10 protein-coding genes are annotated in these 12,088 nt (G+C 73.2%); 6 read left to right on the top strand and 4 right to left on the bottom strand.

Annotated features, from left to right (window positions below):
• The first annotated feature begins 89 nt into the window (after nt 1-89).
• Nucleotides 90-1,772, top strand: a complete 1,683-nt coding sequence (locus NF681_18710) for a Wzy polymerase domain-containing protein (protein UST54265.1) — start codon at nt 90-92, stop codon at nt 1,770-1,772.
• Nucleotides 1,773-1,776: 4 nt separating this feature from the next.
• On the opposite strand, the gene NF681_18715 is transcribed toward NF681_18710, so the two are convergent.
• Entirely contained in the window at nt 1,777-2,352 is a 576-nt protein-coding gene (locus tag NF681_18715; GenBank protein ID UST55846.1) for a DNA-3-methyladenine glycosylase, read from the bottom strand.
• A 335-nt stretch (nt 2,353-2,687) separates the two neighbouring features.
• On the opposite strand from NF681_18715, the gene NF681_18720 reads away from it, so the two are divergent.
• Entirely contained in the window at nt 2,688-3,848 is a 1,161-nt protein-coding gene (locus tag NF681_18720; GenBank protein ID UST54266.1) for a pirin family protein, read from the top strand.
• A 134-nt stretch (nt 3,849-3,982) separates the two neighbouring features.
• Entirely contained in the window at nt 3,983-4,294 is a 312-nt protein-coding gene (locus NF681_18725; protein ID UST54267.1) for an antibiotic biosynthesis monooxygenase, read from the top strand.
• A 216-nt stretch (nt 4,295-4,510) separates the two neighbouring features.
• Here NF681_18725 and NF681_18730 read toward each other — a convergent pair whose 3' ends face one another.
• Nucleotides 4,511-5,305 (bottom strand): NAD(P)H-dependent oxidoreductase, encoded by a 795-nt coding sequence (locus NF681_18730; GenBank protein UST54268.1) that lies wholly within the window; start codon nt 5,303-5,305, stop codon nt 4,511-4,513.
• 99 nt (nt 5,306-5,404) lie between these two features.
• On the opposite strand from NF681_18730, the gene NF681_18735 reads away from it, so the two are divergent.
• Nucleotides 5,405-6,334, top strand: coding sequence for a LysR family transcriptional regulator (locus NF681_18735; GenBank protein ID UST54269.1), 930 nt, complete (start codon nt 5,405-5,407; stop codon nt 6,332-6,334).
• 69 nt (nt 6,335-6,403) lie between these two features.
• On the opposite strand, the gene gap is transcribed toward NF681_18735, so the two are convergent.
• Together gap and NF681_18745 are read right to left on the bottom strand one after the other, a co-directional pair.
• Nucleotides 6,404-7,405 carry a type I glyceraldehyde-3-phosphate dehydrogenase gene (gene gap, locus NF681_18740; GenBank protein ID UST54270.1) on the bottom strand — a complete coding sequence of 334 codons (1,002 nt, stop codon included), beginning with the start codon at nt 7,403-7,405 and terminating at the stop codon, nt 6,404-6,406.
• Between the two features lie 53 nt (nt 7,406-7,458).
• Entirely contained in the window at nt 7,459-9,576 is a 2,118-nt protein-coding gene (locus tag NF681_18745) for a thiamine pyrophosphate-dependent enzyme (GenBank protein ID UST54271.1), read from the bottom strand.
• Between the two features lie 162 nt (nt 9,577-9,738).
• Between NF681_18745 and NF681_18750 the strand changes: the two genes are divergently transcribed.
• Both NF681_18750 and NF681_18755 read left to right on the top strand, forming a co-directional pair.
• Nucleotides 9,739-10,485 (top strand): nucleotidyltransferase family protein, encoded by a 747-nt coding sequence (locus NF681_18750; protein ID UST55847.1) that lies wholly within the window; start codon nt 9,739-9,741, stop codon nt 10,483-10,485.
• A 53-nt stretch (nt 10,486-10,538) separates the two neighbouring features.
• Nucleotides 10,539-11,930, top strand: a complete 1,392-nt coding sequence (locus NF681_18755) for an aminopeptidase P N-terminal domain-containing protein (GenBank protein UST54272.1) — start codon at nt 10,539-10,541, stop codon at nt 11,928-11,930.
• Nucleotides 11,931-12,088 lie beyond the last annotated feature (158 nt).

Here is a 12,088-nt window from a genome sequence, read left to right on the forward strand (position 1 = left end):
CACTCCACGACTCCGAGACCGAACTTTCGACTGACAGGGAAAGCGCGTACGGGGTCGACCGGAGGGCGTTCGGGGTCGCGCCCGCCGCCGTGCTGGTCGCCTTTCCGTTCCTGTCGCCCTTCGTCGCCGGGCCATCGGTCAATGTCTGGCAGCTGCTGGGCGCCTGGGTCTGCGTGGCGGCGCTGGTGCTGTCGGCCGGGCCGCGGCGTCCCGGCCTGCCGGGGGGGGCGCTGCTGTGCTGGCTCGGCGTGGCGCTGGCGGCGATCGCGTGGCGCCCCGGACGCGACCCGGCGCTGTTCCTGGGCGCGGGGGGCGCGGTCGTGGCGGTCGCGCTCGCCGCCTGCGTGGGCGCGGGCTGGGCCCGGGCGCCGCGCACGCGGCCGGCGGCGCTGGCCTGGGGCCTGATCGCGGCCGGCCTCGCGAGCGCGGTGCTGGGACTGTGCCAGTACTACGGCGCCGCCGCCGCCCTGACGCCCTGGACCACCGCGCCGGAGGTCGGCCAGGCCTATGGCAACCTGCGCCAGCGCAACCAGTTCGCCACCCTGATCGCCATGGCGCTGGCGGCGGCCCTGTGGCTGCACGCCGGGCGCGCCGCGCGCGGCACGCCGGGCCGCGCGGCCGCGCTGGCGACCACGGCGGCGATCGTCCTGCTGACGCTGGCGGCGGCGGCGTCGACCTCGCGCACCGGCCTTCTGCAGTGGGTGTCGATCAGCCTCGCCGCCGCCGCGCTGGCCTGGGGCGAGCGGCGTGGTCCCGGTCCGCGCCGCCTGCCGCACCCGGGCCTGCTGCTGGCCCTGATCCCGGCCTACTTCGTGGCCGCCTGGGCCCTGCCGCTGGCCGCCGGCCCGGACGTCGAGGGCATGCTGCGGCGCCTGCGCGACGGCCTGCCCGAAGGCCACGGCCGGATGCTGCTGTGGCGCAACGTGGTCGAACTCATCGCGCGCCATCCGTGGGCGGGATGGGGCTGGGGCGAGCTGAGCTTCGCGCACTTCGACACGCGCTACGCCGGCGCGCGCTTCGTCGAGATCCTGGACAACGCGCACAACCTGCCGCTGCACCTGGCCGTGGAACTGGGCGTGCCGGCCTCGCTGGCGATCTGCGGCGGCTTCGCGATGCTGGCGCTGGCGGCACGGCCCTGGCGCGAGCGCGAACCGGCGCGCCTGCTGGCCTGGGCCGCGCTGGGCGCGATCGTGCTGCACAGCCTGCTCGAATACCCGCTCTGGTACGGCCCGTTCCAGCTGGTCTTCGGCCTGTGCCTGGGGTTGCTGTGGCCGGGTGCCGCCGGCGCGGGCGCCAGCGCCGAAGCCGACACGGGTGCCGAAGCCGGTGCCGGCCGGGCGCCGCGCCGCACGTCCGTGGCGACGGCGCTGCCGCGCGCGGCGGCGGTGCTGCTGCTCGCGGGGGTCGCCTACGCCGCCTGGGACTACACCCGCATCAGCCAGCTCTACCTCGCGCGCGCCGATCGTCTGGCGCCCTGGCGCGACGACACGCCGGACAAGCTGCGCGCGTCGTGGCTGTTCGCGAGCCAGGTGCGCTTCGCCGAACTCTCGATGACGGCGGTGACCCCGGCCGACGCGGCGGCGGTGCACGCCCTGGCGCAGCGCATGCTGCACTTCTCGCCCGAGCCGCGCGTCATCGCCCGGCTGATCGACAGCGCCCGGCTGCTGGGCCGCGACGACGAGGCCGCCGCGCTCGCGGCGCGTTTCGAGGCCGCCTTCCCGGTCGAACACGCCCGCTGGCGACGCGACCGGTCCCCGCCGCCGGCGCCGTGAGCCGTCACGCGCGCCGTGCGAAGGCCCGGCTGAGGAAGCGCGAGCCCCGTTCGCCGAAGCGCCAGGGCACGTCGACGGCCTTGGAGATGCCGATGCGGGGACCGACCTCGACCACGACCTCGGGATGGTCGTGCGGCGCGGCGATCAGCGCGAAGGGCGGCGCGTCCAGCCGCAGGCCGTTGAAGCTCGCGTCCACCGCCAGCGCCTGACCGACGCGACCCGGCCCGGCGCACAGCAGGCGCGCCTCCTGCAGACCGCGCCGTTCGCGCATCCGCGCCAGTCCCAGGGTCGGCTCGATGGCGCGGATCAGCACCCCCGCGCCGTGCCCGGCCTCGCGGCAGACGACGTTCAGGCACCAGTGGATGCCGTAGGAGCGGTACACGTAGGCCCGCCCGGGCGGGCCGAACATGGCGGCGTTGCGCGGCGTCGGGCCGTTGAAGCTGTGCGAGGCCGGATCGTCGCGGTCGTAGGCCTCCGTCTCCACGATCCGGCCGCCGACGCCGTCGACCAGCAGCGTCACGCCGATCAGCCGGCGCGCCACCTCGTGGGACGGCGCGTCGAAGTCGATGCCGCCGATCACGGTGGTGGTTGTCGTGGCCGCAGTGGTGGGCGTGGTCGGCGGTGGCGTCGCCGGATCGGGGGAAGGGCGCGCGGCGGCGTGGCGGTGGGGGGATCGTGAAGCCATGGCCGCCACGCTAGCGCCGAACGCGGCGCGTCCGCGCCGGACGACGCCGCCCGATCCGGCGCGAGGCACGGCATCAGGTCGGGTGCCGGCGAGGTGCGGCGCCCATCGTCCCGCCAGCGCGACACCGTGTCCCCGGCGCGCGTCTTTTGCGCCCCGGCATCGGCCCCATGTGAAGACGATGCCGTGCCGGGCCTTCCGCGCGGCCGGCCCTCACCGCGAAGGACAGCTCCATGGTCGACCCCCTCCACGCCACCCCGCCCGCCGGCACGCCGGACGCCCCGGACGCCATCGTCGCCGTCCGGCCGCTGGGATTTCCCTGGCCGACGATCGATCCGTTCCTGTTCTGCGCCTACCACGACGACGGCTATCCGCAGGCCAATGCCGACCTGGGGCCGGCCGCCCCGCTCGCCGGCCGCGCGATCGGCCAGGACTTCAGCCGCAAGGACGGCTGGAGCATGTACCACGGCGAGACCGTGCCGGGCTTTCCCGGCCATCCGCACCGTGGCTTCGAGACCGTGACGATCGTGCGCAAGGGCCTGATCGACCATGCCGATTCGCTCGGCGCGGCGGCGCGCTTCGGCGGCGGCGACGTGCAGTGGGTGACCGCCGGGCGCGGCATCGTGCATTCGGAGATGTTCCCGCTGCTCGACGCCGACGCCGGCAACCCGCTGGAGCTGTTCCAGATCTGGCTCAACCTGCCCGCGCGCAACAAGCTGGCGGAGCCGCACTTCACGATGTTCTGGTCCGGGGACATCCCGCGCGTCACGACGACCGACGGCGCGGGCCGCACGACCGAGGTGGCCTGCGTGGCCGGGCGCCTGGGGCCGGCGACGGCGTCCGGCGCGGCACCGGACGGGCCGGCCGCCACGCGCCCGGCCGCCGCCGAGCCCCTGGCCCCGCCCCCGGACTCGTGGGCCGCGCAGGCCGACGCCGACGTCGCCATCTGGACGCTGAAGCTCGCGCCGGGCGCGCGCTTCGCGCTGCCCGCCGCCACGGGCGCCGGCACGCGCCGCAGCCTGTACTTCTTCAAGGGCACGCGCGCGTCGATCGGCGGGCGGACCGTGGCCGACCATGCCGCCATCGAGCTGCGCGCCGGCCAGCCGGTGGAACTGGTCAACGCGGGCGACGGGCCGGCCGAGTTCCTGCTGCTGCAGGGCCGCCCGATCGGCGAGCCGGTGGCGCAGTACGGGCCGTTCGTGATGAACACCCAGGCCGAGATCGCCCAGGCGATGCAGGACTACCGCCGCACCGGCTTCGGCGGCTGGCCGTGGGCGGACGAGGCGCCGGTGCACGGCCGCGACCCGGCGCGCTTCGCCCGGCACCCGGACGGCCGCGAGGAACGGCCGGCGGCTTTGGCGGTGGCGGCCGGGACGGCGCCGGCGGCCCGGTGACGATCGGGCCGTGGGTGGCCGTGCGGGGCGGCGGCGGCCGGACCGGGCGGCCCGCCTTGTCGCTGATCGGACGCGCCGACCCACGTCGCTGGCCGTAGATTCGGGCCTTCCTTCCACTCCCGAGCGTTCCACCCATGATCCACGTCGTCGCCGTCATCACCGCCAAGCCCGGCCTGCGCGCCCAGGTGCTCGCGCATTTCGCCGCCAACCGCCCGACCGTGCTGGCCGAGGACGGCTGCATCGAGTACGTCGCCACCGTCGACGCCCAGGGCATGCCGGCCTCGAAGGGCACCTTCGGCGACGACACCTTCGTCGTCGTCGAGAAGTGGGCCAGCCTGGCCGCCCTGCAGGCCCACGCCGCCGCCGCGCACATGGCGGCCTACGGCGCGAAGACCAAGGACCTGCTCGCCAGCCGCGTGATCCACGTGCTGGAACCGGTGGGCTGAAGGACCGGGCCCGGTCCGGCGTCACGCGGTCGTGTTGCGCGGGAACACCTCCTCCGCGGCGTTCCAGGGCGGTCGCGACGCCGGACGACTTCCTCGGTGCTCAGGTTCGATGCCATGCGCCGATTCTGGAAGTTCGAGCGCGCTCGAAGTCGAGGTTTTTCCACTGGCCGCGTCGACCCCGTCGAGGTCCGCTCGCGCGGGTTCGCGGCGATGTCCTCACCCCCGCCGGGCCGGCGCCTCGACATGGATGGCGAAGCCCGACGCGCCCGGATCGAGGTCGTCGCGCAACGTCAGTTCGGGCATCCGGTAGTCGCCGGCGTTCTGCTTCCGGAACGCGATCGGCGGGGTGGTCCAGAGCGTGTCCAGGCGCTTGCCCAGGGCCTCGCAGGCCTGCTCGAACCCCGCCGCGTCGACCTTGCCGGTGCGGTGGATCACGTGCGGCGGCAGCACGTCGAAGCCGGGATAGAACAGGATGCCGTGCTGGATCGGGAACAGCAGGTCGTCGATCGGGCCGTTGATGCCCCGGGGGGCGTAGTGCGAGGCCCAGCCCCCCGTCGTCACCACCAGCATGGCGCGCTTGCCGGCCAGGGTGCCTTCGCCGTAGCGGTCGCCCCAGTGCGTGTCGGAATGCGCGCCGACGCCATAGGCGAAGCCGCAGGCGTACACGCGGTCGACCCAGCCCTTGAGGATGGCGGGCATCGAGAACCACCACAGCGGGAACTGCAGGATGACGGCGTCGGCGCGGCGCAGCTTGTCCTGCTCGCGCGCGATGTCGTCGCCCTGCGTGCCGCCGTCGAAGGCGGCCTTCGAATGCACGGACGGATCGAACCGCGCCGATGGCGCCAGCGCGGGAGCGTCGTCGGCGTCCAGCGCGGACTTCCAGCGCATGGCGTACAGATCGGACACCTCGACGGCGTGGCCGGCCGCCGCCAGGCGGCGGACGGTGAAATCCTTGAGCGAGCCGTTCAGGGAGCGCGGCTCGGGGTGGGCGTGGACGAGAAGGACGTTCATGGAAGATCGATGCGGAGCACGGAGGGAAGCGGAGAGGACCGCACGATAGGTCTCGAGCGGCCATGTGGAAAATGAATTCCCCGCATGCCAGGTATTGCCATGAATGATTTCCTGCGCCGTCTCGACCTCAACCTGCTGGTCACGCTCGATGCCCTGTTGACCGAGCATCACGTGACCCGCGCCGCCGGGCGCCTGCACCTGTCGCAGCCGACGGTGAGCGTGCAGCTCGCGCGGCTGCGCGAGGTCTTCGGCGATCCGCTGCTGCTGCCGGGCCCGCGCGGCATGCGCCCCACGGCCCGGGCCGACGCGTTGCGCGAACCGCTGCGGCAGGCGCTGGAGACGCTGCGGCGGGCCGTCGCGCCATCCGCCGCGTTCGACCCCGCCCGGGCGACGCGGACGTGGCGCGTCATGGCGTCGGACTACGGCGCCTCGACGGTCGTGCTGCCGGCGCTCGCCGGACTGCGCTCGGCGGCTCCCGCCACGCGGCTGGCGGTCGTCGAGCTGAGCCCGCGCACCCTGGCGCGCCAGGCCGAACAGGGCGGCATCGACCTGGCCTTCCACATCGCCACCGACGCGCCGCCGGACCTGCGACGGCGCTCCCTGTTCACCGAGCGCTACGTGCTGGCCGGGCGCGCGGACCATCCCCGGCTGCGGCGCCGCCCGACGCTGGCGCAGTTCTGCCGGCTCGACCATGCGATCGTCTCGCCCGACGGCGGCGGCTTCCACGGCGCGGCCGACACGGCGCTGGCCGCGCGCGGCCTGACGCGGCACGTCGCGCTGTCGGTGCCGCATTTCCTGTTCCTCGAAGCGGCGCTCGCGGGCACGGACCTGGTCGCGCTGGTGCCGTCGCGGCTGGTGCGCGATCGCGCCGCGCTGCGGGTGATCGACCCGCCGCTGGAGGTGCCGGGCTTCGAGCTGCTCATGCTGTGGCACGAACGCGTGCATCGCGACCCGGCGCACCGCTGGCTGCGCGAGCACGTCGCGACGGCGGTCGGCGCGAACACCGCGGGCGATGCGGCGGCCCCATGAAAAAACGCGCCCGAAGGCGCGTTTCCTGTGCCGGGCCGGGCGAGGCGATCGCCCGGCGGGGACGTCGGGTTACTTCGAGACGACGCGGACCATCTCCAGGCACTTGTTCGAGTAGCCCCACTCGTTGTCGTACCAGGACACGAGCTTGACGAAGGTGCTGTCGAGCGCCAGGCCGGCCTCGGCGTCGAAGATCGAGGTGCGCGGGTCGCCGCGGAAGTCGGTGGCCACCACCTTGTCCTCCGTGTAGCCCAGCACGCCCTTGAGGGCGCCTTCGGACTGGGCCTTCATCTCGGCGCAGATCTCCTTGTAGCTGGCTTCCTTCTCCAGCTCGACCGTCAGGTCGACCACCGACACGTCGGAGGTCGGCACGCGGAAGCTCATGCCGGTGAGCTTCTTGTTGAGCTCGGGGATCACCACGCCGACGGCCTTGGCCGCGCCGGTCGACGACGGGATGATGTTCTCCAGGATGCCGCGGCCGCCGCGCCAGTCCTTGTTGCTCGGGCCGTCGACGGTCTTCTGCGTCGCCGTGGTGGCGTGCACGGTGGTCATCAGGCCGCGCTTGATGCCCCACTTGTCGTTGAGCACCTTGGCCAGCGGCGCGAGGGCGTTGGTGGTGCAGCTGGCGTTGCTGATGATGGCCTCGCCGGCGTACTTGGCGTCGTTCACGCCGTAGACGAACATCGGCGTGTCGTCCTTGCAGGGGGCCGACATGATGACCTTCTTGGCGCCCGCGTCGATGTGCTTCTGGCAGGTTTCCTTGGTGAGGAACAGGCCGGTGGCCTCGAGCACGATGTCCGCGCCGACCTCGTTCCACTTCAGGGCCGCCGGGTCGCGTTCCTGCGTCAGGCGGATCTTCTTGCCGTTGACGATCAGGGTGTTACCCTCGACCGAGACCTCGCCCTTGAAGCGGCCGTGCACCGAGTCGTACTGCAGCATGTAGGCCAGGTAGTCGGGCTCGAGCAGGTCGTTGATGGCGACGATCTCGATGTCGTTCTTGAAGTTCTGGACGGCGGCGCGCAGGACGTTGCGACCGATGCGGCCGAAGCCGTTGATACCGAGTTTGATAGCCATGTGAACTGAGCTCCTGGAGGTTGAAAGGAAAGGGGAGTGAGAAACCGGCCGGTTCAGCGCTCGAGCGCCTTCTCGACCGTCGCGGCGACGTTCTCCGGCGTGAAGCCGAAGTGCTTGAACAGCACGCCCGCGGGCGCCGATTCGCCGAAGGTGTCGAGGCCCACGACCGCGGCGCAGCCGTACTTCCACCAGCCGTCGGTCGAACCCATCTCCACCGCGATGCGCGGCAGGCCCTTGGGCAGCACGCGCTTCTTGTACGCCAGGTCCTGGCGGTCGAAGGTGGTGGTGGACGGCATCGAGACCACGCGCACGCCGATCTTGCGCGTCGCCAGCAGTTCCTGCGCGCGCAGCGCGAGCTGCACCTCGGAGCCGGTGGCGATGAGGACGGCCTTGGCCTTCTTGTTCTTGATGCCGACGCGCTCGGGCTCGGCCAGCACGTAGGCGCCCCGGGCGATGTCGCCGAGTTCGTTCTTGGCGGAGTAGGGCAGGTTCTGGCGCGACAGCAGCAGCGCGGTCGGGCGCGACGCGTTCTGCAGCGCGACCGCCCAGGCCACCGCCGTCTCGGCCGTGTCGCCCGGACGCCAGACGTCCAGGTTGGGGATCAGGCGCAGGCTGGCCGCGTGCTCGACCGACTGGTGCGTCGGGCCGTCCTCGCCCAGGCCGATGGAGTCGTGCGTGAAGACGTGGATCACGCGGCGCTTCATCAGCGCGGCCATGCGGATGGCGTTGCGGCTGTAGTCGCTGAAGGTCAGGAACGTGCCGCCGTAGGGGATGAACCCGCCGTGCAGCGCGACGCCGTTCATGATCGCGGCCATGCCGAACTCGCGCACGCCGTAGTTGATGTGGCGCCCGATCAGGCCGTGCGGCGCGGGAGCGGCATCGGCGCTGCTGGCGGGCTTCTTCTCGTCCTCGGCGCCCTGCGCGGCGGCCTTGGGCGCGTCGAGCGCGACGGCGCCGGTGGCGGCGTCGAAGCGCAGCGCGGGCGTGCTCTTGGTGTTGGTGAGGTTCGAGCCGGTCAGGTCGGCGCTGCCGCCGAGCAGTTCGGGCAGGGCGGCGGTGAAGGCTTCCAGGGCGATCTGCGAGGCCTTGCGGCTGGCCACGGTCTCGGCCTTGGCGTGCGCGGCGACGACGGCGTCGAACGCGGTCTGGTGGAAGTTCTTCGGCAGCTCGCCCTTCATGCGGCGCGTGAACTCGGCGGCCAGCTCCGGGAAGGCGCCGGCATAGGCGGCGAAGCGCTCCTTCCACTCGGCCTCGGTCCTCGCGCCGGCGGCCTTGGCGTCCCACGCGTCGTAGACCGCCTGGGGCAGCTCGAAGGGCGCATGCGTCCACTGGAGCGCGTCGCGCGTGAGGGCGATCTCGTCGGCGCCCAGCGGCTCGCCGTGGGCCTTGGCGGTGTTGGCGCGGTTGGGGCTGCCCTTGCCGATGTGCGTCTTGCACACGACGAGGGTCGGGCGGTTGCCCGCGACGCCCTGCAGCTTGGCCTCGCCGATGGCGCGCGAGACGGCCCCGGCGTCGTGGCCGTCGACCGGGCCGATCACGTTCCAGCCGCAGGCCTTGAAGCGCGCCGGCGTGTCGTCGATGAACCAGGGGTTCACCGGGCCGTCGATGCTGATGCCGTTGTCGTCGTACAGGGCGATCAGCTTGCCCAGGCGCCAGGCGCCGGCGAGCGCGGCGGCCTCGTGGCTGATGCCCTCCATCAGGCAACCGTCGCCCAGGAAGGCGTAGGTGTGGTGGTCGACCACGGCATGGCCGTCGCGGTTGAATTCCGCCGCCAGCAGCTTCTCGGCCAGCGCGAAGCCCACCGCGTTGGTGATGCCCTGGCCGAGCGGGCCGGTGGTGGTCTCCACGCCGGGGGTGACGTCGACTTCCGGGTGGCCGGCGGTCTTGCTGTGGAGCTGGCGGAAGTTCTTCAGTTCTTCGACCGGCAGGTCGTACCCCGAGAGGTGCAGCACCGCGTAGAGCAGCATCGAGGCATGGCCGTTGGAGAGCACGAAGCGGTCGCGATCGGCCCAGTGCGGGTTCGCCGGGTTGTGGCGCAGGTGGTCGCCCCAGAGCGCCGCGGCCATGTCGGCCATGCCCATGGGGGCGCCCGGATGACCGGAATTGGCGAGTTGAACGGCATCCATCGCCAGCGCGCGGATCGCGTTGGCCATCAAGGCTTGGTTGGCCATCTGTACAGGGCTTTCGGGGGAGGTGTAGGGGAAAAGCCCACAATTTTAACGGCCGGGTCCCGCCGGCGTGCGGTCGCGGGGGCGCTGCTAGAGTCGCGGCCCATGCACGGACCGTCCGACCGCCGCCATCCTCCACCGCCCTCCGGGCGCCGTGCCCGCGCCATGATCCTGGCGGCCGGCCGCGGCGAGCGCATGCGACCGCTCACCGACCATGCGCCCAAGCCGCTGCTCGAGGTGCGCGGCAAGCCCCTCATGCAATGGCCCCTCGAAGCGCTGGCCCGGGGCGGTTTCACGGACGTGGTGGTCAACACGGCCTGGCTCGGCGACCGGATCGAGGCGCGCTTCGGCGCCACGCACCGCACCGACGACGACGGCGCCGCGGCGGCGCCCGTCGCGACCTCCATCACCTACTCGCACGAGGGCCGCGACTTCGGCGGCGCGCTGGAGACCGCCGGCGGCATCGCGCGCGCGCTGCCGCTGCTCGACGACGTGTTCTGGGTCGTGGCGGGCGACGTGCACGCACCGGACTTCGCCTTCCCGCGCGCCGCCTTCGAACGCTTCGCCGCCGGCGACCGCCTCGCGCACCTGTGGCTGGTGCCCAACCCGGCGCACCATCCGCGTGGCGATTTCGGCCTGGCCGAACCCGGCGACGACGGCGTGGCCCTGGCGCTGGGCGACGCGCGCCCCGGTAGCGAACGCTTCACCTTCTCCACCATCGCGCTCTACCGGCGAGCCTTCTTCGAGGCGCCCCAGGGCGCGATCCCGCCGGGCAACGCGCAGGGCGTCGCCGCGCCGCTGGCGCCGATGCTGCGCGCGGCCATCGCCGCGGGCCGGGTGAGCGCCGAACTCCACGCCGGCGCCTGGACCGACGTCGGCACGCCCGAGCGGCTGGCCGCCCTCAACGCCTGAGGCCGCGACGGCCGCGCCACGCGCGGCGCCGCGAGCTGTGGCATCGTGGCGGCATGACCCCCAGCACCTCCCTCCACGCGCAGCGCCGCGCGCGACTCGCGGCGCAACTCGGTGCCGACGGCATCGCCCTGGTGCCGACCGCGCCGGAGCGCCAGCGCAATCGCGACAGCGACTTCCCCTACCGCCACGACAGCTATTTCTTCTACCTCACCGGTTTCAGCGAGCCCAACGCCTGGCTGGCGATCACGGGCGACGGGCGCTCGACGCTGTTCTGCGCGCCCAAGGACCTGGAGCGCGAGATCTGGGACGGCTACCGCCTCGGCCCGGAAGCCGCGCCCGAGGCGCTCGGCGTCGACGAGGCGCATTCGGTCGACGAACTCGACCGGCGCCTGCCACGCCTGCTGGAGGACCGCGACGCCGTCTGGTACCCGTTCGCCACGCACAAGGGCCTGGAGACGCGCGTCGACGGCTGGCTCGCGACCGTGCGCGCCCGCGTGCGCATGGGCGCGCTGTGCCCCGAGCAGCAGCGCGACCTGTGCGGCCCGCTCGACGAGATGCGGCTGTTCAAGGACGCCCACGAGCAGGACACGATGCGCCGCGCCGCGCGGATCAGCGCCGCCGCCCACGCGCGCGCCATGCGCACCAGCGCGCGGATGCTGCGCGAGGGCCGGGACGTGCGCGAATACCACCTCGAGGCCGAGCTGCTGCACGAATTCCGCCAGGGCGGCTCGCAGTTCCCGGCCTACGGCTCGATCGTCGCGGCCGGCGCCAACGCCTGCGTGCTGCACTACCGCGCCGACGCCGCGCCGGTGCGCGCCGGCGACCTGGTGCTGATCGACGCGGGCTGCGAACTCGACGGCTATGCGAGCGACATCACGCGCACCTTCCCGGCCGACGGCAGATTCACGGGGCCGCAGCGCGCGCTCTACGACCTGGTGCTCGCGAGCCAGTACGCCGCCGTCGCGGCCACGCGTCCCGGCGCGCGCTTCAGCGATCCGCACGACGCCACCGTGCGCGTGCTCTCGCAGGGCCTGCTCGACCTCGGCCTGCTCGACGCCGCCCGGGTCGGCGGGGTCGACGACGTGATCGAGCAGCGCGCGTACGTCCCGTTCTACATGCATCGCACGGGCCACTGGCTGGGCATGGACGTGCACGATTGCGGCAGCTATGTCGAGCCCACGCAGCGCGACGAGGTCAGCGAGCGCCGAGATCCGCTCTCGGGCGAGACCGTCAGGGACCGCCCGAGCCGCCTCCTGCGCCCGGGCATGGTGCTGACCATCGAGCCCGGCCTCTACGTGCGGCCGGGCGAGGGCGTGCCCGAGGCCTTCCACCACATCGGCATCCGCATCGAGGACGACGCCATCGTCGACGCCACCGGGTGCGAGCTGATCACGCGCGACGTGCCGGTGGACGGCGACGAGATCGAGGCACTCATGCGCGGCTGAACCGCCGGGGCGACGAACGCCGGTGCCGCGCGACGGCGAGGCGGGTTTCCCCGGGGCCGCGGGGCCGTGCGCACGGCCCGGCGCGGGCTTCCCCCGACCGGAGCGAGGTCTACAATCGCGCCCCCTACAACCCCCGTCGCACAGGCGCCGCCCCGAGT

It is taken from the genome of Comamonadaceae bacterium OTU4NAUVB1, from assembly GCA_024372625.1.
Taxonomy (GTDB): domain Bacteria; phylum Pseudomonadota; class Gammaproteobacteria; order Burkholderiales; family Burkholderiaceae_C; genus Variovorax.